At 44.7% G+C, this 24,715-nt stretch carries 21 protein-coding genes, 1 pseudogene and 1 other annotated feature; of the genes and pseudogenes, 21 read left to right on the top strand and 1 reads right to left on the bottom strand.

Translation table 11 applies throughout. The annotated features are described in order from the left end of the window. The first annotated feature begins 2 nt into the window (after positions 1 to 2). From DW025_RS03655 to feoB, 14 genes and pseudogenes are all read left to right on the top strand, one after another. Complete coding sequence (locus DW025_RS03655; protein WP_055280611.1) at positions 3 to 890, top strand: DegV family protein; 888 nt, start codon at positions 3 to 5, stop codon at positions 888 to 890. A gap of 140 nt (positions 891 to 1,030) precedes the next feature. Continuing rightward, positions 1,031 to 2,722 (top strand): putative bifunctional diguanylate cyclase/phosphodiesterase, encoded by a 1,692-nt coding sequence (locus DW025_RS03650; protein WP_119998746.1) that lies wholly within the window; start codon positions 1,031 to 1,033, stop codon positions 2,720 to 2,722. A 153-nt stretch (positions 2,723 to 2,875) separates the two neighbouring features. Beyond that, positions 2,876 to 3,022: pseudogene (locus DW025_RS03645) on the top strand (polar amino acid ABC transporter ATP-binding protein); the annotation flags it as partial. A 59-nt stretch (positions 3,023 to 3,081) separates the two neighbouring features. Further along, positions 3,082 to 4,020: a DMT family transporter gene (locus DW025_RS03640; RefSeq protein ID WP_119998744.1), complete on the top strand. Its 939-nt coding sequence runs from the start codon at positions 3,082 to 3,084 to the stop codon at positions 4,018 to 4,020. A gap of 166 nt (positions 4,021 to 4,186) precedes the next feature. After that, positions 4,187 to 4,475, top strand: a binding site (T-box leader). A 159-nt stretch (positions 4,476 to 4,634) separates the two neighbouring features. Further along, entirely contained in the window at positions 4,635 to 6,356 is a 1,722-nt protein-coding gene (locus DW025_RS03635) for a carbon starvation CstA family protein (protein WP_117551134.1), read from the top strand. A gap of 229 nt (positions 6,357 to 6,585) precedes the next feature. Continuing rightward, positions 6,586 to 7,464 carry an NAD(+) diphosphatase gene (gene nudC, locus DW025_RS03630; protein WP_119998742.1) on the top strand — a complete coding sequence of 293 codons (879 nt, stop codon included), beginning with the start codon at positions 6,586 to 6,588 and terminating at the stop codon, positions 7,462 to 7,464. Between the two features lie 179 nt (positions 7,465 to 7,643). Further along, positions 7,644 to 8,621, top strand: coding sequence for a TAXI family TRAP transporter solute-binding subunit (locus tag DW025_RS03625; RefSeq protein WP_119998925.1), 978 nt, complete (start codon positions 7,644 to 7,646; stop codon positions 8,619 to 8,621). Between the two features lie 125 nt (positions 8,622 to 8,746). Continuing rightward, positions 8,747 to 9,934 carry a sodium/glutamate symporter gene (gene gltS, locus DW025_RS03620; RefSeq protein ID WP_055273905.1) on the top strand — a complete coding sequence of 396 codons (1,188 nt, stop codon included), beginning with the start codon at positions 8,747 to 8,749 and terminating at the stop codon, positions 9,932 to 9,934. Positions 9,935 to 9,949: 15 nt separating this feature from the next. Continuing rightward, entirely contained in the window at positions 9,950 to 10,144 is a 195-nt protein-coding gene (locus DW025_RS03615) for a hypothetical protein (protein ID WP_004851427.1), read from the top strand. 127 nt (positions 10,145 to 10,271) lie between these two features. Then, positions 10,272 to 11,222, top strand: a complete 951-nt coding sequence (locus DW025_RS03610) for an arginase (protein ID WP_117551137.1) — start codon at positions 10,272 to 10,274, stop codon at positions 11,220 to 11,222. 99 nt (positions 11,223 to 11,321) lie between these two features. Then, positions 11,322 to 11,996: a DNA alkylation repair protein gene (locus DW025_RS03605; RefSeq protein ID WP_119998740.1), complete on the top strand. Its 675-nt coding sequence runs from the start codon at positions 11,322 to 11,324 to the stop codon at positions 11,994 to 11,996. 35 nt (positions 11,997 to 12,031) lie between these two features. Then, complete coding sequence (locus DW025_RS03600; RefSeq protein ID WP_119998738.1) at positions 12,032 to 12,658, top strand: methylated-DNA--[protein]-cysteine S-methyltransferase; 627 nt, start codon at positions 12,032 to 12,034, stop codon at positions 12,656 to 12,658. A 33-nt stretch (positions 12,659 to 12,691) separates the two neighbouring features. Next, positions 12,692 to 14,107 (top strand): MATE family efflux transporter, encoded by a 1,416-nt coding sequence (locus DW025_RS03595; protein WP_119998736.1) that lies wholly within the window; start codon positions 12,692 to 12,694, stop codon positions 14,105 to 14,107. A gap of 160 nt (positions 14,108 to 14,267) precedes the next feature. Beyond that, positions 14,268 to 16,604, top strand: coding sequence for a ferrous iron transport protein B (feoB, locus tag DW025_RS03590; protein WP_118017812.1), 2,337 nt, complete (start codon positions 14,268 to 14,270; stop codon positions 16,602 to 16,604). A 58-nt stretch (positions 16,605 to 16,662) separates the two neighbouring features. Here feoB and DW025_RS03585 read toward each other — a convergent pair whose 3' ends face one another. Then, the gene (locus DW025_RS03585; RefSeq protein ID WP_119998734.1) at positions 16,663 to 17,967 is read right to left on the bottom strand and encodes an MATE family efflux transporter; all 1,305 of its coding nucleotides are present in this window, start codon (positions 17,965 to 17,967) and stop codon (positions 16,663 to 16,665) included. Between the two features lie 174 nt (positions 17,968 to 18,141). Here DW025_RS03585 and DW025_RS03580 point away from each other — a divergent pair, with 174 nt between their 5' ends. From DW025_RS03580 to DW025_RS14925, 7 genes are all read left to right on the top strand, one after another. Then, positions 18,142 to 19,020: an AraC family transcriptional regulator gene (locus tag DW025_RS03580; RefSeq protein WP_015534040.1), complete on the top strand. Its 879-nt coding sequence runs from the start codon at positions 18,142 to 18,144 to the stop codon at positions 19,018 to 19,020. 101 nt (positions 19,021 to 19,121) lie between these two features. Beyond that, a complete protein-coding gene (locus DW025_RS03575; protein ID WP_015534039.1) occupies positions 19,122 to 20,627 on the top strand; it encodes an AAA family ATPase in 1,506 nt (501 codons plus the stop codon). Continuing rightward, positions 20,611 to 21,378, top strand: a complete 768-nt coding sequence (locus DW025_RS03570; RefSeq protein ID WP_015534038.1) for a hypothetical protein — start codon at positions 20,611 to 20,613, stop codon at positions 21,376 to 21,378. Before DW025_RS03575 ends, DW025_RS03570 begins: the two co-directional genes overlap by 17 nt. Positions 21,379 to 21,417: 39 nt before the next feature. Further along, positions 21,418 to 21,552, top strand: coding sequence for a hypothetical protein (locus DW025_RS15270; RefSeq protein WP_015534037.1), 135 nt, complete (start codon positions 21,418 to 21,420; stop codon positions 21,550 to 21,552). A 94-nt stretch (positions 21,553 to 21,646) separates the two neighbouring features. After that, positions 21,647 to 23,050: a Trk system potassium transporter TrkA gene (gene trkA / locus DW025_RS03565; RefSeq protein WP_165854738.1), complete on the top strand. Its 1,404-nt coding sequence runs from the start codon at positions 21,647 to 21,649 to the stop codon at positions 23,048 to 23,050. Between the two features lie 23 nt (positions 23,051 to 23,073). Then, complete coding sequence (locus DW025_RS03560; RefSeq protein WP_117551151.1) at positions 23,074 to 24,573, top strand: TrkH family potassium uptake protein; 1,500 nt, start codon at positions 23,074 to 23,076, stop codon at positions 24,571 to 24,573. Continuing rightward, entirely contained in the window at positions 24,528 to 24,710 is a 183-nt protein-coding gene (locus DW025_RS14925) for a hypothetical protein (RefSeq protein WP_133302870.1), read from the top strand. The genes DW025_RS03560 and DW025_RS14925 overlap by 46 nt, the downstream gene beginning before the upstream one ends. Positions 24,711 to 24,715: the final 5 nt, after the last annotated feature.

Genomic DNA, 24,715 nt, shown 5'->3' with positions numbered 1-24,715 from the left:
ACATGGCAAAGTATATCTTGAGCTGCTGCTCAACAGCAGATCTTTCAAAGGAGCATTTTGACAAAATAGACGTAAAATATATATGCTTTCACTACGAGCTTGATGGTGTGGAGCATCCTGATGACCTGGGACAGACCATGCCATTTGAGGAATTTTACAGAAAGATGACAGAGGGTGCGGCTACGAAGACCTCGCAGGTGAATTCAGATGAATATTATGATTTCTGGAAACCTTATCTTGAACAGGGGTATGACATACTTCACCTGACATTGTCATCGGGAATAAGCGGGTCTATAAACTCTGCAAATATTGCCAGGGAGGATCTGGAGGAAGAATTCCCTGACAGGAAACTCTATGTGGTAGATTCCCTGGGGGCTTCCTCGGGATATGGGCTCATCATGGACACGCTGGCAGGCATGAGAGATGAAGGCAGGTCCATAGACGAGCTGCATGACTGGATAGAACAGCATAAGCTGGACCTGAACCACTGGTTCTTCTCAACAGATCTCACGTTTTATATCAGAGGCGGAAGAATATCCAAGACTGCTGGAACAGTCGGCACAATACTTGGAATATGTCCACTTCTCAACATGGATGATGAGGGAAGGCTGATACCGAGATCAAAGATAAGAGGTAAAAAGAAGGTTATTCAGGAGATAGTAAAGCGCATGGAGGAGAATGCACAGGATGGGCTTGATTATTCCGGCAAGTGCTATATATCGCAGTCTGCATGTATGGAGGATGCCGAGGCTGTGGCAAGGCTTGTTGAGGAGAGATTTCCAAAACTTGACGGCAAGGTGGAGATCAATTATATAGGAACTACCATAGGAAGCCATACAGGACCTGGCACAGTTGCCTTGTTTTTCTGGGGCAAAAGGCGCCAGGGGTAGGATAATACATTGTGCATTCATTTTTCCCCTGCTATAATGTAGGAAGAGTTTATATTTATTAATTTTTAATGCGCTTGGGTCGATTTTGATATTTAAGACCGGACGATATAGGCTATGTGTTGAAGGCTGGAGGAGAGAGAATGGATAATACAATTGATAAAAGCATACAAATGGACAGCCAGATGAAAGAATTCTTCGAGTGCATAGGCGGGGACGCGGATACACAGCAACAGAGAATCCAGTGTATAAGGAATGGTCTTGCTGCTATTGCTGACAGGCTCAGGCTGGGAAAGGCGGAGATTACTGTTGATATTCCGAAAAACAGGTTTATGCCGCTTGGAGAAAGAAGCAGCGCGGTATTATACGAGAGAGAAGTGACTGAATTGGGTACCCCCGTTGATATAGAGATGAAGATCAGAACCGGTGGTACTGTGTTTATCAAGGATTATCCATATGGTCCGGGTTATTCAGAAGAGGAGATACAGACACACAGGTTTATATTTAGGGAGATATTTATTCAGTACAACCGGACATTGGCTCAGTGCATGCTTGAAAAGATCATGAATACAGATATCAACACGGGTGTTGCCAGTCAGGATTCCCTGATGTATTATGCGGTGAATCTGATAAAAAACGGACGGATTGGTGATTATACAGGCATATTTTTTAATATCCACAATTTCAAGTATGTGAATAAGGTTTTTGATTATTCACAGGGAGATGTGATACTTAGAAATTATGCGCAGATGGTGAAGTCATATCTTGACAGCGATGAGGAGATAGCAAGGCTTGGAGGAGATAATTTCGTTGTAATCTGTCGTAATGAGAATGTGTCTGATTTTATAAGCAAGATTAAAGATGTTCATATGAGTCATGAGTTCAGATCTGTCAAAAGAGAATTCCAGCTGGGAGTTACAGCGGGGATAGCCTGCCTGGAAGGCGTTGATAAGCCGAGGGAAGTTATGGCCAGAACCAGCATTACGTATCAGGCAGCAAGAAAAACCGGAGCGGGCTCCATAGTTGTATATACAAAAGAGATTCAGAAGCATCTTATGGATGACCAGGAGATTCTGGCTGCTTTTCCCCAGGCACTTGCTGCGGGTGAGTTTGTAGTATATTATCAGCCCAAGGTGAGGATTGCAGACAAAAGCATATATGGTGCGGAGGCACTTGTACGCTGGGTGAGAGATGGACAGGTGGTCACACCTGCGAGATTTATTCCGCAGCTTGAGAGAGAGGGCAGCGTGTGCAGACTTGACTATTATATGCTTGAGCAGGTATGCGGTTTTTTGAAGAGCAGACTGGATAAAGGTCTGAAGATTGTGCCTGTATCAGTCAATTTTTCCAGAAGACATCTGGAAGAAGGCGATCTGGTAGAACGAATAACCGGTACCATAGACAGATTTGGGATAGACAGAAGCTATATTGAGATAGAGCTCACAGAAAGTGAGGATTATCAGAATTATGAGATCATGTCCAGCGTGATAGGAAGACTCAAGGAACGAGGCATAAGTACATCTATAGATGATTTTGGTACAGGATTTTCTTCGCTCAACATGATCAAAAAGGTTGACCTTGATACCATCAAGATAGACAAATCGCTGATACCTTTTGACGATGTAAACAATAATAAGCATCAGGATATAGTGATGTTTGCAAGCATAATAGACCTCATAGGAAGACTCGGGAAAAAGTCAGTTGCGGAGGGCGTTGAGACACATCAGCAGCTTGGCTACCTGGAAAAGCTTGGCTGTGATATAGTACAGGGATATGTGTTTGACAAGCCCCTGCCAAAGGATGAATTTGAGCAAAGGCTGGAATCGGGATATTAAAAAGTGGCAATGGAGCCATATGAACTCCATTGCCGCTTTTTGTGTATGTAGTAAAACGGTAAAATATATATACATGGGGACTTGTTTCTTCACCGGGAAAATGATAAAACTGTTGAGAGAATTGATAAAGAAACACAGCAAAAACTGCTGCTTGAGATGGGGTTTGCCAGGGAAGTGGCTGACCGTGTTATATTTATGGTTAACGGGATCATAGTTGAGGATGGAACTCCAGAGCAGCTGTTCGGGGATCCGCAGAATGACAGGACAAAGGCGTTTCTCAGTTCAATTCTCAACACATAATAGAGTGCCTGTATGTTGTATGCTGTGGCACTGACTAAAAAGAACGAGAGGTTTCAGAGATGAAGAGTAGACAGGTAAGGAATTCACTGCTGCTGGTTTTGACAGCTTTTATATGGGGCGTAGCCTTTGTTGCACAGAGACAGGGAGGAGATACGGTTGGACCGTTCTCTTTCAACGGAATACGATCGCTGATCGGCGGTGCAGTTCTTATACCGGTCATATTTATAATTGACAGGATAAAACCATCTGACAGGAAACCATGTAGTAGATCAGATAGAAAGAGACTTGTGATTGGAGGTATATGCTGTGGAACTGTTCTGTTTCTGGCAAGCTCTGCACAGCAGCTTGGACTTTATATGGGAACACCGGCGGGCAAAGCGGGATTCCTCACAGCGTGTTACATATTGCTGGTTCCAATTCTGAGTCTGTTTTTGAAGAAGAAGTGTGGCTGGAATATATGGCTTGGAATAGTTATAGCTGTGATGGGGCTTTATCTGCTTTGTATGAGCGGCTCACTGTCATTTCAGAGCAGTGATCTTATGGTGCTTGTATGTGCATTGCTTTTTGCAGTACATATACTTGTGATAGACCATTTCTCACCGCTTGTGGATGGAGTCAGAATGTCATGTATACAGTTTTGGGTATGCGGGATTCTCAGCATATTCCCGGCGTTTTTCTCGGAGATGCATCATAGTGTGGCTGGAATTGCGGCATGGGTGCAGCCTCTCGGTACATTGAGTGCGTGGATTCCGATACTCTATGCAGGAGTGTTGTCGTGTGGCGTGGCATATACACTTCAGATAGTTGGACAGAACGGACTAAATCCCACTGTCGCTTCAATGATCATGAGCCTTGAGTCGGTATTCTCTGTCATTGCCGGTTGGATCATCCTTGGAGAACGTATGGGGGTAAGACAGCTTGCAGGATGCGGGCTGATATTTGCCGCAATACTTCTTGCACAGATCCCGGTCGGACGAGAAAAGAAAGAGATGGCATGAACGTCTTGAGAGCCGATTATAAAATTACTTTGTTTTCACAAGAAAAAATATGCCGCAGGCGTACATATATCGCTGAAACACTTGAAAAAAATGCGAGTTTTTGTTTACTTGCAAAAATGGGTTGACATTAAAATACTTCAGTGCTAGTTTAGGTACCGAACAAAGAGCAAATGCAAAGAACAGAATACGGTCGTCAAAGATCGCATACTTCAGAGAGCCGCCGGTTGGTGTGAGACGGTGTATGTCCTTGATGATTATCCTCTGCGAGCAGTGCACTGAATTCCCTGGTCATGAGATGCCAGAGACATTAGGTGTCACCGGTTTTCTACCGTTACATAGAAGCTTATTTCAATAGACAGTGAGTAGTGGTCAGGCGAGATAAGGTCAGAGAGGTCATCCTTTTATGATGGCAAATAAAGTGGTAACGCGGAAGTATACAGGCTTTCGTCTTTATGAGATTGCATAGAGACGGAAGCCTTTTTTTATGTGTTTTTTATGTATAAACTCTTTGTACGAATAAATCATGTATCAGCCAGCTTGAGGTCATTACGGATTCATGAGCAGGTATATACTAAAAAAAGGAGCCGCTGCAAGGCGGGAGAAAGGAGAAAGATATGAATAGTTTAGTTATCATTCTTATCGCAGTAGTAGTTTTAGGTGCTGGCTATCTGGGCTATGGAAGATGGCTTGCCAAGAAATGGGGTGTAGATCCAAATGCAAAGACCCCGGCAGTTGCAAATGAGGATGGCAAGGATTATGTACCATCGTCAAAGCTTACAGTATTTGCACATCAGTTTTCATCGATAGCAGGTGCAGGCCCTGTACAGGGACCTATCATTGCAGCCATGTTCGGATGGGTGCCGGTTCTGCTCTGGCTGCTTGTCGGAGGCGTGTTCTTCGGAGCAGTTCAGGATTTTGGTTCATTGTACGCATCGGTCAAGAATGAGGGTAAGTCAATAGGACTTGTCATTGAGAAGTACATAGGCAAGGCAGGAAGAAGATTCTTTTCATTATTTTGCTGGCTCTTTACACTTCTTGTTATAGCAGCATTTACATCGATGGTTTCATCGACATTTAACGGTTTCACAGCAGGAGCTGATGGAGCTGTGACAAAGAACTTCAACGGCGCTGCAGCAGCTACAGTTTCCATGCTGTTCATCGTAGTTGCCATGGTATTTGGTGTGGTTATGAAGACATGCAGGAATATGAGGGAGTGGCTCAAAGCTATAGTAGCCATCGTCCTCATCGTTGCAATGTTTGCAGTAGGTATGAAATGTCCTTGGTACTTAAATGGTGACCAGTGGAATTACGTAATCATGGCTTACCTTTTCCTTGCATCAGTGCTTCCAATGTGGTTACTCATGCAGCCAAGAGATTACATGACAACATTCATGCTCATCGGTATGTTAGTTGGTGCATTTGTCGGAGTTCTGGTAGGACATCCTGATATGAATCTGAATGCATTCAATGGTTTCACAGTTGTATCATCAACAGGAGCTAAGAGTTATCTGTTCCCAACACTGTTTGTAACGATCGCCTGTGGTGCTGTTTCCGGTTTCCACAGCCTTGTTTCATCAGGAACATCATCTAAGACGGTAAGAAATGAAAAAGATATGCTTTTCGTAGGTTACGGCGCAATGATCCTTGAGACACTCCTCGGAGTTATCTCACTTATAGTAGTTGGTGCTGTCGCAGTTGGCGGCAAGGCTCCAGAGGGTCTTACACCTTTCCAGATCTTCTCACAGGGTATCGCAGGATTCCTCGAGAAGTTCGGACTTCCAAACTCAGTTGCAAATGTATTCATGACAATGTGTGTATCAGCACTTGCTCTTACATCACTTGACTCAGTTGCACGTATCGGACGTATGTCATTCCAGGAGCTCTTCATGGGAGACACAACAGATACATCCAAGATGCCTGTATGGCAGAAGATACTTACAAACAAGTATTTTGCAACAGTTATAACACTGTTCTTTGGTTATCTTCTCTGCAAGGGTGGATATTCAAATGTATGGCCACTCTTCGGATCAGCAAACCAGATGCTTGCAGCCCTTGTACTTATAGGCGTAGCAGTATTCCTCAAGGCAACAAACAGAAAGCACGCAATGCTCTACCCACCTATGCTGATAATGCTTGCTGTTACATTTACAGCTATCGTGCTCAATGTAATAGGCAATGTACAGAAGTTCCAGGCTGGAACAGCAACATTCCTTGTAGAGGGACTTCAGCTTATTGTAGCAGTATTCCTTATCGTACTTGGTATCATCGTGGCTATCACATGTATCAAGAAGCTTGTTAATATGAAGAAGGAGAATGCTAAGAAGGCAGAGGCTTAATAGATGAGCGGGGGTTCCCCGTAAAGATTTTAAATACAATATCTACATAAAAAAGATCAGGCGATTGGCGAAATACCGATTGCCTGATTTTTTATGTTTACATGGCATGGCTGTAACCAACATTAAGGATTGACAGGTTGAAGTCTTTGAAGGAAAATAATAGGGAAAATGAGGGATGTCATTCTCTTTGAGATCTTTGGGCATCTGGAATAGTGGAGGAAATATAGGTATGATACAGGATATAGAACCACAGAGGTTTAATAATCAATATAGTAACAGGAGAGAACCAGAGGATCACGATATGGTTCTCTCTTTTTCTGAGAAAATGATATTTGCGAAAGTTATGGATGATGAGAACCTGCTTGGGTTTATGACGTATGGAGAACTGCAGAAAATAACCGGATGCGATAGGAAAATAGGGGATCTGGTTTATCTCTTTTCAATAGATGATACTGCATATTTTCTGTGGAATGGAGATAACCGACTGACAGCTCCGGGATATGATTACCGAAGCATGTATAAGACAAGGGCGTGCCAACCGAAGGCTGCGGTGCTTGCGGCGGCTACCGGCTGGCATCTGTCACTGTGGTACAGAACCAACAGGTTCTGCGGCGCCTGTGGAGAGAGAACTGTATATGATGAAAAAGAGAGGATGCTCAGATGTCCGTCCTGTGGCAGGCTGATATTTCCTGTCATAGCCCCGGCTGTCATAGTGGGCGTGATCGACGGCGACAGGATAATACTTACCACATATGCTGGAAGAGAATACAAGAGATATGCCCTGATTGCGGGATTTACCGAGATAGGAGAGAGCGCTGAGCAGACAGTCAGACGAGAAGTCATGGAAGAGGTCGGCATCAGCGTTAAGAATATCACTTATTACAAGTCACAGCCATGGGGCTATGACAGCAATCTTCTCATGGGTTATTTCTGTCAGGCAGACATACCGGAGGGCAGTGACAATCACCTGACAATAGACAGACAGGAGCTTGCAACTGGAGAGTGGGTAAAGCGTGAGGATATCCCGGACTATCCGGAGCACCTGAGCCTTACCCATGAGATGATGGTGTACTTTAAAGAGCATGGACAGGGAATAATAAGTAAATAGTAATACTGAGTTGACTTTTAAATACAATCAGATAAAATAATAATATGTATTTTAAATTGTATTTTCAATAAATGGATGGCGGTGATAAAGGGCTGAAAAGCCCTTTATTTCGTGTGATGAATAAACGAACAAAGAAGATTCAGACAGAATGCTGTGCGAAGAGCAAGGAGGACGACATGATAAAGAGGAATTTGATAAAACGTCTGATGGCGGCAGGGGCCATCATGGCGGTGACACTTTCGCTGACCGGGTGTGGCATCGGCAGTGATTCCGTGAAGCTGGGAGCCGCGGGAGTTGGCGGCGGATACTATGCGTTCTCCAACGCATTTGCGCAGATAGCATCCTCGGAGGATGAGGATCTTGATTTTGAGGTAAAGGCTACTGCAGGCTCCACGGCGAATATCAGGCTTCTGTCCGACGGATATGTGGATATGGCGATAGCCCAGGCGGATCTGGTGGATGCGGCCTACAACGGAACAGGCGCCACGGACAAGAAGAGGTACAGAGGGTACTCGGCAGTTGCCAGCCTGTACACTGAGGCGTGTCAGATCGTGGTGAGATCTGACTCGGGAATAGACAGCTTGGATGATCTTCAGGGCAAGAAGATTTCTGTGGGTGAGGAGGAGTCCGGTACCCAGAGAAATGCAGAGCAGATACTTAAGATGACCGGACTTGTGGAATCCCTTGTGGACACGGTTAATCTCGATTATGTGGATGCGGCAAATGAACTCAAATCAGGACAGATAGATGCATTCTTTTGTACAGCAGGTATACAGACCTCGGTGATCGAGGAGCTGTCTAAGGAATGTGACGTAAAGCTCATCGGAATAGATGACAAATGCAGGGACAGACTAAAATCCGTGTACGGCTTCTATACGGATTACACCATACCAGCGGGAACCTACGAGGGACAGACTCAGGATGTTGTGACACTCGGTGTCAGAGCAGTGCTCCTCGCCAGGGATGATATGGATGAGAAGATAGTGGAGGAGCTCACAGGACTTCTCTTTGAACATGCGCAGGATATCCAGTATTCAATAGCACTCACCTTCCAGATAGATGAGAGTGAGGCTGTGAAGAACGTGACCATTCCATTTCATGATGGTGCGAAAGCTTATTATCAGAAAAAAGGAATAGAGATCCCGGCTGAACAGTAGTTGTCAGCTGCTGATAATAAATATACTGAATGCGGAAAAGAATATATGCAGATGATATTGGATTAAGAAGGTATCTGATCACGGATGTCTGCATGTGTATATAATATAGATAAGAGAGGTCTTACATGGAGATACAGATAGATATGTATCAGACACTGGCGGTGTCAGTTCTGGTACTTATATTGGGACAGTTTTTGAAGAAAAGAATTAATTTCCTGGAGAAATTCTGCATACCGGCGCCGGTCATAGGAGGTCTGCTTTTCGCAGTCCTGACCTGTGTGTGTTACAGTCTTGGCATAGCAGAATTTACATTTGACGATACGCTGAGAGAGGTGTGCATGGTATTCTTCTTCACATCCGTTGGATTCCAGGCGAATCTCAAGGTTTTAAAGAGCGGAGGAAAGTCGTTGTTCATATTCCTTGGACTGGTTGTGGTGCTTATAGTGTCCCAGAATTTTCTGGCACTCGGGGTGAGTAAGCTGCTGCATCTTGATCCGCTTGTTGGACTCTGCACGGGATCTATACCTATGGTAGGTGGTCATGGAACTGCAGGAGCGTTTGGACCGGTGCTGGAGGATTTTGATGTCAAGGGGGCAACAACTATATGCACGGCTGCGGCAACATTTGGACTTATCGCAGGAAGTCTTATAGGTGGACCTATTGGCAAGAGACTCATAGACAGGAAGAAGCTTCTGGACACTGCAGTTGCCGAGGACGACAGTATACTGGTTGAGGATGAGAAGAAACACGAGCGCCATACCAATATGTATGCGGCAGCTGTGTTCCAGCTCATCATAGCCGTAGGAATAGGAACCATCATATCGGAACTTCTCACAAAGACAGGACTTACATTTCCTATATATATAGGTGCGATGATCGCGGCTGCGGTCATCAGAAATATCGGAGAGTATTCCGGTAAGTTTGATATATACATGGGTGAGATCAACAACCTTGGTGGTATCTGCCTGTCACTGTTCCTTGGAATGGCGATGATCACACTGAAGCTGTGGCAGCTTGCAGAACTTGCACTTCCGCTGATCATACTGCTCTCGGCGCAGCTCATACTCATGATGCTATTCACATATTTTGTTGTGTTCAACGTGATGGGCAGGGATTACGATGCGGCGGTTCTGTCCGCCGGAACATGCGGATTCGGTATGGGAGCAACGCCAAATGCCATGGCGAACATGCAGGCTATATGCGACCGCTATGTTCCTTCGGTCAAGGCATATCTGATAATACCGCTTATAGGAAGTTTATTTGCTGACTTCCTGAACAGCCTGGTAATTACATTTTTCATAAACATACTTTAGGGGGTATAACCAACTATGAGAGAAAAAAATAAAGAACAGCATAAAAAGCATCACAGATTCAACATGTCATTTGACAATCTGGCTATTCCTGAGGTGAACACAAAGAGCCATGATGACAATGAGGATAATGTGGGTGAGGATGACTCGTCTGTGACATATGACACGGTGGCAATCCCGGAGATCCACATAAGGAAAAAGAAAGACAAATAGTGATTAAAATCGTCCGGTTGTGTTAGAATACAGTCGGGCGATTTTTATATTAAGATTATTTTATTATTGACAGGTTAATCGATATTGCTGCGAAATTGACTTGTTATTGTATATATGGGGGTTGTATATGGGTGACAGCAAGGTGAAAAATGAGAATATGATTTTGGATTTTACTCACGTATATCGTGATGAGGATATAAAAGATATAGATAGATTCAGATACATAGATTGCTCTGATATACAAGAGACAGATATGTATTGTTCAAAAAATGCGTATGAAAAAATATGGGGCAGGATAGAGCCGTACGGAATCCAGGGTATACATTATATAGATTCGGGAAATTATCATTATATAACGAAGATTATAACAGATCATATAACCGAACCGTTTGGGCTGGTTATGTATGATCATCATACAGACATGCAGATACCTATGGTTCCAGAAATGATGAGCTGCGGAGACTGGGCGGGACAGACTCTTATACAGAATGAAAATCTAAGACAGCTGGTGGTTGTAGGTCCGCCGGAGTCAGATATAGAGCAGACTTTGGAAAGTTATAAAGGTTCCAAGGGGAGACAAGAAAATGTGGGAAGCTATAAATGTGGGTATAATGTACAAGAAGCTGAGTACGATGATTCGTATGATATTTCCCGGGATATCTCAAGCGGAAGACTGTTGATATTTTCTGCCAAAGACCTGCATGGTGGACTGCCTGAGGATAAGCTGAACCATATCAGAACAGATCTGCCTTTGTACATATCTATAGACAAAGACGTCCTCGGAACAGAATACACGGAGACAAACTGGAGTCAGGGGGATATGTCAATCGGTGGACTTGAACACCTGCTCGGTGTCTTTCTTGGCGGTCAGGGTGAAGAAAAAAATACAGACGCTTGTCGTAATGATGAAAGATATGCCGGTGGTATAAGACATTCAAGAATATTGGGTGTTGATGTATGCGGAGAGGTTCAGACAGATATTTCAGTGCCTGAATATCTTGAGGCGGAGGAGAAGAATGAGAAGGTCAATATCGAACTGTTTCGGTTTATATCGGAGCATGTGAAGAAATTCAGATAGTATTAGATATAATAGTTGTATACAATTATGAGTTAGAATAGAAAAATGTAGAAAATGGAAAACTAACAACGAGAAAATTAGAAAGCGTAAGGTGAAAATATGGAGGAGATTCAAAAGCATCTGTTTGAACTTCAGGATATAAAGTACAGAGATTTTCACAGCAGGCTTATGCCTGACACCGACAAGGAGACTGTCATAGGCATAAGAGTTCCAGTGCTCAGAAAGTATGCGAAGAGTATAGCTGGAACAGAACTGTCAGAAAAGTTTATAAAAGAACTTCCACACCGTTATTACGAGGAAAACAATCTCCACATGATGCTCATAACCAGGATAAAGGATTATGACAGATGTATCTCGGAGATAGAAAGATTTCTTCCATATATAGATAACTGGGCGACATGTGATTTTCCTGCGCCGAAGTGTTTTGAAAAGCACAAGGAAGAACTGCTACCGGTCATCAAGTGCTGGATTGCCTCAAGCGAGACCTATACTATAAGGTACGGAATAGGAATGCTCATGAGACTTTATCTTGACGAGAATTTTGAGCCTGAGTATGTGAAGCTTGTGGCGGGAGTTGAGTCTGATGAGTATTATGTCAACATGATGATTGCATGGTACATGGCGACAGCACTGGCAAAGCAGTGGGATACAGTCATTCCATATATAGAAGAGCATCGCATGTCCGACTGGGTTCACCGAAAGACGATACAGAAGGCAGTGGAGAGTTACCGTATAACGGATGAGCAGAAGAGATATCTTAAGGGATACAGATAATTACATAATCGCAACACAGGAAAGGAAAAATACACATGACAACAAGAGAGGAAGTTCTGGCATATGGTCTCTCATTTCCGGACACTTACCAGGAGGCTCCATTTCACGATCAGAACTGGCAGCTTGTGAGAGTCAAGGGAAGTAAGAAAGCATTTCTATGGACTTATGAGAGGAATGGATATATCAATCTGAACGTTAAAGCTGATTCAGAGTCGCTGGATTTCTGGAGGCAGGCATTTGAATCAGTTATACCTGGATGGCACCAGAACAAGGAGCACTGGAATACGATCATACTTGATGGAAGTGTGCCCGATGATGCGGTGAAGCAGATGATAGCGGATAGCTATGACATAGTAACCTACAGTCCGACAAAGAGGATCTACGATGCGGTGAAGAAGATTCCGAAGGGATGTGTTGCAACATACGGCCAGGTTGCGGAGATGGCAGGTGACAGGAAGATGGCGAGAGCCGTGGGCAATGCACTTCATAAGAATCCTGATCCTGAGAATATACCGTGTTACCGCGTGGTGAATTCCAAGGGTGAGCTTGCGGGAGCATTTGCGTTCGGTGGAGCAAATGTCCAGGCGGACCGCCTGAGGGCAGACGGCATAGAGGTTGAAAATGACCGGGTAGACCTGAAGAAATATGGAATGAAAAACTGAGTCGCAATACAGACAGAAAGGCAATACAGAATCATGACATCTGATAACACAAAGACAAATGAAAATCAGAACAATCCCCTTGGATATGAGAATGAGGCACATCTGCTCACAACCTTTGCCATACCGTGTATCATATCCATGCTGGTGACAGCACTTTATAATATAGTTGACCAGATATTTATAGGACACGGAGTGGGAATGCTTGGAAATGCTGCGACAAATATAGCATTTCCTCTTTCAACGGCATGTACTGCGATATCGCTTCTTCTTGGCATAGGAAGTGCGACCAGCTTTTCTTTGAAGCTTGGTGCCGGAAATGAGAAGAAGTCGGCTGAGGCAGCAGGAAATGGAATCTGTCTCATGGCGATATTTGGCGTGGCACTTTTCCTTGTGACGACAATATTCCTGACACCTATGCTAAAGGCATTCGGCGCAACTGACAAGGTTCTGCCATTTGCACAGGAGTACACAAGGATAACAGCGATAGGTTTCCCATTCCTGATAGCGAATACCGGAATGAGCAAGCTGATCATGGCTGATGGAAGTCCGAGGTATTCAATGATATCCATGCTGACAGGTGCCATCATCAACACTATACTTGATCCGATACTTATATTCGGGCTCGATATGGGTATGCGCGGTGCGGCGCTGGCAACTATCACAGGACAGATCATATCATTTGCCATAAGCCTCAGATATATGTTCCATTTCAAGACAATACATCTTACCAGGGAAAGTTTTGTTATGCGAGGAGAGCCCTGCGGCAATATATTCAGATTCGGTGCGTCGGCGTGTTTCAATCAGATAGCCATGGCGATAGTCCAGGTTGTCATGAACAATACTCTCTCAAGATACGGAGCACAGTCGGTGTATGGAGGCGACATACCACTTGCGTGTTCAGGAATAATAAGCAAGGTAAACATGATATTCATGGCGATCGTTATAGGAATATCACAGGGAACCCAGCCGATCATAGGCTTCAACTATGGCGCAGGAAAGTACAGGAGGGTGAGAAAGACTTATCTTCTGGCGCTGGCAGCAGCATCGGCTCTGTCGGTGGTGGCATTTGCAGCATTCCAGATATTCCCCAGACAGATCATCAGCGCATTTGGAGAGGGAAGCGAGCTGTACTTCCAGTTTTCAGAGAGATACTTCAGGATATATATGTTTCTTACCATCGTAAATGGAATCCAGCCGGTGACATCAAACTTCTTCAACTCTATAGGAAAGGCGAGACTTGGTGTGTTCATGTCACTCACAAGACAGATACTATTTCTGCTTCCTCTCATCATCATATTCCCTATATTCATGGGAATCGATGGTGTTATGTATGCGGGACCGATAGCGGACGGAATAACTGCGATTGTCTGTGGTTTGTTTACGGTGAGGGAACTTAAGGAACTGATTTCTATAGACAGAGATGCACATGAAAAAGCCGTGAAAATATAGACGATAATCAGGATCTATATATTGCGCATACAACGCATCGTGCTATAATTGAGAAAAAATATCAATAGACATAAATAGACGGCATTCGACAGACGATTTTGTGGTACTGAAAGACTGCGTGGATGAATCTGGACGAATGATGAAAGAAGGATAATCAATTATGACACTGAGAGATTTGAAGGTGGGACAGAGTGCCAGAATAAAGGCAGTTGGCGGTGAAGGAGAGCTAAGACAGCATTTCCTTGACATGGGTGTTATCCCCGGTGCGGAGCTCACCCTTGTGAAGCTTGCTCCTATGGGCGATCCTATGGAGTTTCAGATCCATGGATATGAACTTACACTCAGACTGGCAGATGCAGAGCAGATAGATGCAGAGCAGATAGAGACAAGATCCAGAGCTCACACCAGGGTTGAGACAATAGAGGAGAAGGAACATCCGGGACTTGGCGAGGAAGGAAAATATCACGTCAAAGGGGACGGCGATCCGCTTCCGGAAGGAACAAGACTTACATTTGCCCTGGTTGGAAACCAGAACTGTGGAAAGACGACACTGTTCAATCAGCTCACCGGATCAAATCAGCATATAGGCAATTTCCCCGGAGTAACTGTCGACAGAAAGGATGGTCCGATAAGGGGCAGGGAGAATACTTCCGTGACAGATCTTCCCGGAATATATTCGATGTCTCCTTATAGCAGCGAGGAGATCGTGTCCAGAAACTTTGTGCTTGACGATCACCCAAAGGCTATCATCAATATAGTAGACGCTACTAATATAGAGCGAAATATGTATCTCACGATGCAGCTTCTCGAGATGGAGATACCGGTTGTCGTTGCACTCAACATGATGGATGAGGTCACAGGCAATTCAGGCTCCATAGATGTAAATGGGATGGAGGCCATGCTTGGAACCCCGGTTGTTCCTATATCTGCGGCAAAGAACGAGGGTGTGGATGAGCTTGTAAGACACGCCATACATATAGCCAAGTATCAGGAAAAGCCTGGAAGACAGGACTTCTGTGATGAGAATGAGTTTGGCGGAGCTGTTCACAGATGTATACATGCGGTGGCGCATCTTATAGAGGATCATGTAAAGGCGGCAGATCTGCCGCTTAGATTCGCTGCTACCAAGATCATAGAGGGAGATCATCTCATACTTGACAGGCTTGGACTTGATGAGAACGAGAAAGAGACGATAGAACATCTGATAATCCAGATGGAAAAAGAGCGAGGACTTGACCGGAGTGCAGCCATAGCTGATATGAGATTTAATTTCATAGAAAAGGTATGTGAAAACTGTGTAGTCAAGCCAAAGGAGAGCAAGGAGAGGATCAGAAGCGAAAAGATAGATCGCATTCTTACGGGTAAGTATACCGCAATCCCATGCTTTATAGGTATCATGCTGGCGGTGTTCTATCTGACATTTAACGTGATCGGAGCTGGACTTCAGAAACTTTTAGAGATGGGGATAGATGCACTCACGGTTCAGGTGGGAAAGCTTCTCACCGCAGCAAATGTAAATGTGGTCGTCAAGAGCCTTGTTATGGATGGAATATTTGCGGGTGTCGGAAGTGTGCTCAGTTTTCTTCCAATCATAGTGACTCTGTTCTTTTTCCTGTCGCTCATGGAAGACAGCGGATACATCGCCAGAGTTGCATTTGTCATGGATAAGCTGCTAAGGAAGATCGGACTTTCCGGCAAGAGCATAGTTCCGATGCTGATAGGCTTTGGCTGTACGGTTCCGGCCGTCATGGCAACCAGGACACTCCCGAGTGAGAGAGACCGAAAGATGACTATTCTGCTCACTCCATACATGAGCTGTTCAGCTAAGCTTCCTATATATGCGTTCTTTGTAAGCGCATTCTTCCCTGGAAAGGGCGGCCTTATTATGGCAGGGCTTTATTTCCTTGGAATTGCGATAGGAATAATTGTGGCTATGGTTTATCGGAGCACATTGTTTAAGGGCAATGCGGTTCCTTTTGTCATGGAGCTTCCAAATTACAGACTTCCGGGTGCGAAGAACGTAGGCCAGCTCCTGTGGGAGAAGGCAAAGGACTTTCTTCAGAAGGCGTTCACAGTTATATTTCTTGCAACTATATGTATCTGGTTCCTTCAGAGCTTTGATATGCACCTCAATATGGTGAAAGACTCGCAGGACAGCATACTTGCTGCGATAGCCGGACTTTTGGTGCCGATATTTAAGCCTCTTGGACTTGGCGACTGGAGAATATGTACGTCGCTCATAAGTGGTATCATGGCGAAGGAGAGTGTGGTATCCACACTTGAGATATTGTTTAACGGATCAGTGACCGCAGCTATCACAACCAGGGCTGCAGCATCGCTGCTCGTATTCAGCCTGCTTTACTCGCCTTGTATAGCAGCCATCGCCTCCATCAAGAGAGAGATGGGGCACCGCTGGGCTATCGCCGTAGTGATATGGCAGTGCGTTGTGGCGTGGCTTGCAGCATTTGTGGTGTATATGATAGGGGGAATACTGTGATAAAAGCCTGAAGTATGGGGCTGATACATTCTGGAATACGTTTGGTATTAGTGTATTATCACACCAGTTTCTTCTCTGTCCACTTTCCGCTTCGCCAGCGCAGAATCATGCCAACCGCACGCACACATTCGTCACAGGTAAGGCCGATGTAGGCTCCGGTTACGAGCAGACCAAGATGCAATCCGAACAGCCATGTGCCGCCGGCGGCACATACAAACATAAAGACAGCGGCTATAGAAGCGGGAAATACTGCATCGCCACTGGTCTTAAGGGCCTGGCCGTAGACAAGATTCGTAACTCTGCCTATTTCAAGTATGATGTCAATGGTAAGAAGCCTTGTAACAATGTGGATCATGTCCGGGTTGTCGGTGAACAGCTTCATGGTCCATGGGGCAGTAACAGCAAATAAAGATTCAAGACAGGTCGCCACGATCACACCGATCATGGCGGCCTTTTTGGTGTCTCTTTTACATGCCTCTATATCACCAGCACCGATATGCCATCCGGTCATTATGGCATTTGCCTGGGCAAGGGCTGATCCTGCACAGAAAGAGAGGTTGCTTATCTGGGAGGCATATGAGCGGGCGGTGACATTTAATCCGTCGGCATCCATCTGATTTAGAAATTTGACAACCAGCATCATTGCAACATTGTACAGCATAGATTCAAATGCGGATGGCAGACCTACCTTGATAATCTGTGAAAGAACAGTACCATTTGAGAGCCTTTCAGGGCTTCTGCCTGCTTTTACAAGGGTGCAGGAGAAAATAATAACTATCGACAGATTGATAACTTTAGATATGATCGTAGCTGTGGCAACGCCCTGTACTCCTCTGTGCAGTACAAAGAGAAATACCGCATTTAAAACAAAGTTTACAAGGTTGCCGATTATGGTAGCGATAAGAGGCTGCTTTGTGTGTCCAAATGCCCTTAGGTAGCTTGCAAAGATTGGAATCAGAGCATTCAGAAAACAGCCGCCACCCACGATCTCAAGATAGCTCATGGCAGGTTCTCTGAGGTTTCCGGCTATTCCTATCAGATCAAGAATATTTCCGGAGAAAATGAACAGGAATATAGACATTCCCATACCTATGACTGAGTTGAATATAAGACCAAGCTGGCGTGCCTGATAAGCAATCCCAGGTCTGCCTGCGCCGATATTCTGAGTCATGACCGTCATCATGCCGGATGATATGATGGAGAACATGATGATGAACATTCCGATATAACTGTTGGCGGTTCCGACAGCACCCACGGCATAGTCCCCAACTGATGATAGCATGAGTGTGTCAACCATACCGGACAACATATAGAAAAGTGTTTCAAAACATATAGGTATAAAAAGTGCAGATAATTTCTTCATATAACCGTTGCTCCTTTGCAGACTAGTGCCAAATTATATATTGTAACTAAATTGTATAATATCGCATTTTCACAGGCTGAATCTTGTACTATATCAATCAAAAGTTGCACATATTCCACATATGGGGTAGTATGACAACATAGTATGAGACAAATGTGGAGGCAGGAGATTAAGATGTACGCAGAATTAAAGGAAAATCATCCACACGGGACAAGAGAATATCCATTTTGTGAGTATCATATGAGATACTGGCCACATGCATTCCAGATCCCGGTTCATTGGCATGATGAGGTGGAGATAATATATGTAAGAAAAGGTCCACTTATGGTTGAGATTGATGGACAGAAATTTATAGGGGATGACGGAGCTGTATATATAGTAAGTCCGGGAGTGCTGCATATGATGGCCGCCCCGGAAACACCGGTGGATTATTTTACATTTCTGTTTCCGATGGAATTCATATCATTTCAGACCAAGGATGAATTGGAGGATGAGATATTTTTTCCTCTTAGGAATCACACACGGGAATTCAGACCTGAAGTGACGAATCGGAATCTGCTTGAAAAACTTATACCTATTCTTGATGAGTTGTCAGAGGAAAATGGGAAATTTGGAACACACAGACAGATACAGGTGAGAATCAGACTGTTGCAGGTTGTAGATCTTTTAGTGGAATACGATCAGCTTGAAGCGAAGACAGGAAGAGCGTCAGGTGGACTGGAAAAGGAGATACTTATATATATACAGGATAATTATCATGAGCACATAAGTCTTGCTGAGCTTTCTGAACATTTTCATCTGTCGGAAAAGTACATGTCAAGATTCTTCAGTGAGAGATTTCACATGACGCTCACACAGTATGTGAACTATGTTAGACTTAAGTATGCAAGGCATCTTCTCGAGTCCACAGATCTGTCGGTTACCGAGATTGCCATGAAATCAGGTTACCCAAATGTAAGTTATTTTATCAGGAAATTTTCTGCGGCGGTGGGAGAACCACCGTTAAGATATAGAAATGGTAAAGCTGTGAAAGATCAAAAAAACAGAATATAAAATTCGAAAAACTTGATGGCTGTTGACGGAAATTGGAGATAACAATATAATGGTAATACAGTTTTATGACGTTATATTAAGAGCATCTGAGGAGACCGTGAATGAGAATCAGACAATTTAGAGAAGATCACTGGGATAGGCTTCCCACGATAAGACTGCAGAAAGCGGTGCTTGATAACTTCAAGAGTGTGGAGCATGGAGAGATAGTATTTGCCTGTGGAAAGAAGTTTGTTCCGTATGGAACAGAATCAGATATATTGGGACTTTATGGACAGAACGGCTCGGGTAAGACGAGTTTTATAGAGGCGCTTGCCATACTGAAGCTTCTGATGATTGGAGCTGAGGTTCCGGCGGTGTATGCAGAATGTGTGGCAAAGGGTCAGGAGATGGCCAGACTGGAGTTTACATTTGACCTTCAGTACGAGGACGGACGCATCCGAAAGGTTGTGTACGAATTCCTCATGTCCGCCGTGGAGAATGAGACAAATAACGGATTCAGACAGTACGGAGGAGAGGATCAGAACAGTGGCCAGCCGAGCTACAGAGTCCGCATATCGGGTGAGAAACTGAGTATGTCAGGTGATTTTGAGGGCAGGAAGATGATACTTCAGCCTGTGATTGACACATGCACTGACGACATGCCGTTCGGGCCTGTATCGAAGCAGAAATATTTCATAACAAATGACAGAAAGTTCGTGGATGAGCTGAATGTGGTGAGAAGACTGGCGCAGGAAAAGTCGGCGTCGTTTATCTTCTCGCTCGGAACTGCAAAGGTGTGCGATGAGTGCGGGTTATACTCTGAGTTTTATCAGGTTATACTGGAGCTGGCGTACTACAGTCAGCTCTATCTTCATGTGGTAGACACGAAATCAACAGGATATATAAGACTCAACTACGGACTTCCGCTATACACACAGAGCGGTAAATTCCTTCTGAAGACGGATGTGCCGAACATCATGCCGGAGATAGTCTTCAGCGAGATAAAGAGCCAGTTTGAGAATATAAACATAGTCCTCAGCCAGATAGTTCCGGGACTTAATGTTGATCTTCACGAGCTGTCGCCTGCCCTCATGAAGGATGGCAGTATGGGACATGTGGTGGAGATAGTGTCCAGCAGGAATGAGACGGACATGAGTGTGTTCCACAATCAGGAGGCTGCGCCTGACGGAAGAGTACACATGCCATTCAGGTACGAGTCCGACGGTATCCGCAAGATCGTGTCGGTGCTCAGTCTGATAATAGATGCGTACAATGAGCAGTCGTGCACGATAGCCATAGACGAGCTGGATGCCGGTGTGTTTGAGTATCTTCTGGGAGAGGTGCTGCAGACGTTCCAGGAGTCTGGCAAGGGGCAGTTTATATTTACATCGCATAACCTCAGACCGTTGGAGGTCATAAGCAAGGATTATATATATTTCACCACGACAAATCCGAGAAATAGGTATATCCGTATGAAGGGAATCGGAAGCAGCAACAATCTCAGAAATACTTATTTCAGGGAGATTGTGGTTGGAGAACAGGACGAGGAGCTGTATAGGAATACGAAGAGGTTCAAGATTGTATCGGCATTCAGAAAGGCAGGTATGGATCATGGGGAAACGACCTAAGAAGAAGATCTTCCTGTTCCTTGTCGAGGGAGTGTCGGACCGGAATGCTCTTGAGGTGCCATTTGGACAGCTCCTTGAGGATATAGATCCTGATATTGTTCTGGAATTTGCCATGCTCATGCAGGATGACGGAAGCTTTGGCGGTGATATAACCTCAAAGAATGGCATACATCCTGACAACATAGAGCGGTTTATAGATGAGATAATGGTCAGTCCTCTGCTAAAGAGGACGGGCCTGTATCCGAAGGATATTGTGGAGATAATTCATTTTGTGGATATGGATGGGGCGTACATAGATGACAATCTGGTCGTGACTGATGGGGGAAATGAAGACAAGCCGGTATACTACCCGGATATCATTGTGACGGCAAATCCGGATCACGTGAAGGAGCGCAATCTCTGCAAGAGTGCGAATCTGGATGTGCTCACTTCGCTGTCATCAATAAAGATAGGAAGTAAAAAGATAAAATACTCCGTATACTATTTTTCGAGCAACCTGGATCATTTCCTGTATCGGGATGCAAATTCAGATGAGCACGGCAAGGTGCGGAGGGCGGCGGAGTTCTCGATGAAGCATGAGACGTCGGGATCGCTGGAGCGTTTTTTTGAGGAGAATGAGACTGTGACTACAGATATGACTTATGGGGAGTCATGGGATTTCATAAAGAGTGGGGAAAATTCTTTGAAGAGGCACACAAATGTGAATCTGCTCATAAAGAGGCTTAAGGCTATTGCGGAAAATCACATATAAAATAAACTCATAACAATAAAACAGGAGACAGAAAAGGCTATGAAGAAGAACAAAGAAGATGACGGAATCTACAGAAAACCCACCAAAGGTTTCAGCAAGAGAACAAATATGATAGTCGGCATAGCATTTGTCATATTTGTGCTGGTGTGCTGCATAATAAGACTGTTCGTGTAAGGTTTCAGTAAAGAAAAATGGCAGGTGTTGATTTTTATATTTAGCATGCTATACTTGGCTTAGTTAATTGAAGGTAATCAAGGAGGATAAATCCGTGTTTGGTAGCAGATCAAGCAAGAAGACGGGATTGAAGATCATAATAGTGGGCTGTGGAAAGGTTGGCGTGGCCATACTCAAGCAGCTTGCAAATGAGGGGCATGATATAACTATCATAGACAAGGATCCCCAGAAGGTCGCAACATACGCAAATCAGTATGATGTTATGGGAATAGTTGGAAACGGAGCAAATCACAGCGTGCAGCTTGAAGCGGGAATACAGAACGCAGATTTGATAGCTGCAGTCACGTCGTCGGATGAGCTCAACATCCTGTGCTGTACCATAGCCAAGCAGGTCGGAGACTGCGCGACCATAGCGAGACTCAGAGACCCGGATTACAGCAAGGAGGCAAGCTATCTCAGGGAGAAGCTTGGACTTACCATGATCATAAACCCTGAGCTTGAGACCGCAATCGAGGTGTCGAGGGTACTGTATCTGCCAACGGCTCTTGAGATAAATTCATTTGCACACGGACAGGCGGAGATGACCAGGATAAAGATCCCGGAGAAGAACGTGCTTGACAACAAGAGCATAGCTGATTTGGGTAAGGATCTTGCAAATAAACAGAAGCCGATAAATATACTTATAGCGGCAGTTGAGAGAGCCGGGGAGTTCTATATCCCTTCCGGAGATTTTGTGCTCAAGGCGGGAGATATCATGTCATGTGTGGGAACAAGACCTATGTCCAGAAAATTCATGGAGCATATAGGCTTTAAGACTGCCAGGGTCAAGGACACCATGATAATAGGAGGCGGCAATGTCGCTTACTATCTGGCTGGGCAGCTTGTCAACATGGGAATATCTGTCAAGATCATTGAGGAGAGCAAGAAACGATGCGAGGAGCTCTCTGTGCTTTTACCAAAAGCTATCATCATAAACGGTGATGGAACGGATCAGGAGACTCTGAACGAGGAGGGCCTTGCGGAGACTGAGTCATTTGTATCCCTGACAGGAATCGACGAGGAGAATATACTTTTGACTCTCCACGCCCGCAAACATTCAAATGCCAAGACGATAACCAAGATAAACAGGAGCAATTTCAGAGAGGTCATAAACAGCCTCGATCTGGGAAGTGTTGTATATCCATGCAGTATAACTGCGGAGTCCATAGTCGCATATGTCCGTGCGAAGAAGAATTCCAACAGTAACAGCATAGAGACACTCTACCACATGTTTGACTCAAGAGCTGAGGCGATAGAGTTCCGTGTGGATGAGAAGTCGGAGGTGACGGATATACCGCTGAAGGATCTCAATCTCAAGAAGAACCTCCTCATAGCATTTATAAATCGAAACGGTTCGATCCTGCTTCCAACAGGTCAGGATTCTATACAGGTTGGAGATACGGCCATGATAGTCACCACTGAGACAGGATTTACGGATATAAGAGATATACTTGCTTAAGGCAGTTTGATTAGGAGAAGATTATGAATAATTCCATGATAGTATTTATACTTGGCCAGATCATAAGACTTGAGGGTCTGCTCATGATCATTCCATGCCTGACATCTCTCATATATCAGGAACATGAAATATTTGCGTTCCTTATAGTCATAATATCATGTCTTGTGATAGGAACGCTTATGACACTTAGAAAACCGGCAAATCAGACCATATATCTCAAAGAGGGATGTGTAGCTACGGCATTCAGTTGGATACTGCTCAGTATATTTGGCTGCATGCCATTTGTCATTTCAGGGGAGATCCCTTCGTTCACAAATGCACTGTTTGAGACCATATCGGGATTCACCACAACGGGAGCCAGCATACTGAGCGATGTGGAGAGTATGTCACACGGCATGATGCTGTGGAGATGCTTTACCCACTGGATAGGCGGTATGGGAGTTCTGGTGTTCCTGCTTGCCATCATTCCGATGAACAGTGCGTCCGGTTCAAATATGAACCTGATGAAGGCGGAGAGCCCGGGACCATCCGTTGGAAAGCTTGTTCCAAGACTCAAGCACACTGCCAGGATATTGTATGTTATCTACTTCGGAATGACGGTTCTGGAGGTCATTTTCCTTATGTTTGGACATATGTCATTGTTCGATGCTCTGTGTACGGCATTTGGAACAGCCGGAACAGGCGGTTTTGGAATAAAGAATGACAGCTTTGGAAGCTTCTCACCATATATACAGTGGGTTGTAACAGTATTCATGATATTGTTTGGTGTGAATTTCAACTTTTATTATTTTGTGCTGTTCAGGAACATCCGAAAGGCACTTTCCATGGAGGAGGTCAGGACATATTTCCTCATCATCCTGACATCGGTGGTGATACTGTTTGTAAGTCTGATGAACACCATGTCAAATATGTGGGATGCCCTGCGACATGCGGCCTTCCAGGTGGCATCGATCATCACCACGACGGGTTACGCATCGGCGGATTTTGACCAGTGGTCACAGACCTGTAAGACGGTGCTGGTCATCCTGATGTTTGTCGGAGCTTGTGCGGGAAGCACCGGTGGCGGTATGAAGGTGTCGAGACTCGTGATAATGTTCAAGACCGTTGTCAAGGAACTGAGTTCGTATTTCCATCCGAAGAATATCAAGAAGATAAACATGGATGGCAAACCGGTGGAGCACGAGGTAGTCAGGGCGGTAAATGTATACTTCATCACGCTGATGGGAATATTTACCCTGTCTGTATTTCTTGTGTCTCTTGAGGGCAGGGATCTGGTGACCAACTTCACTGCGGTGGCATCGTGTCTCAACAATATAGGACCGGGTCTTTCCGAGGTAGGACCTACCAGAAACTTTGGCGGGCTGACGGGATTTACCAAGTATGTTCTGATGTTTGACATGCTTGCGGGACGACTGGAGCTCTTCCCATTGCTGCTCATATTCAATCCTGGCGTGTACAGGGACATGATCATGGGGGCATGGAGAGGCATAAAGCGAAGAAGACAGGAGAGAAGAGCGAACTGATAAATGATATCATTACAAATGGCGGGCAGGTTATTGACATATGCTGGCAATTTGGATATACTCAGAAACAGTTAGACACACCTAACTATAGCTCTTCCAATCATTTTATAAAGAAAAGGCGGGGACTTCTCACATAGTGAGG

The organism is Coprococcus sp. AF38-1 (genome assembly GCF_003603945.1).
Taxonomy (GTDB): domain Bacteria; phylum Bacillota; class Clostridia; order Lachnospirales; family Lachnospiraceae; genus Coprococcus; species Coprococcus aceti.
The sequence above is the reverse complement of the archived record's forward strand: the minus strand, read 5'-3'. Positions and strand labels throughout refer to the sequence as shown.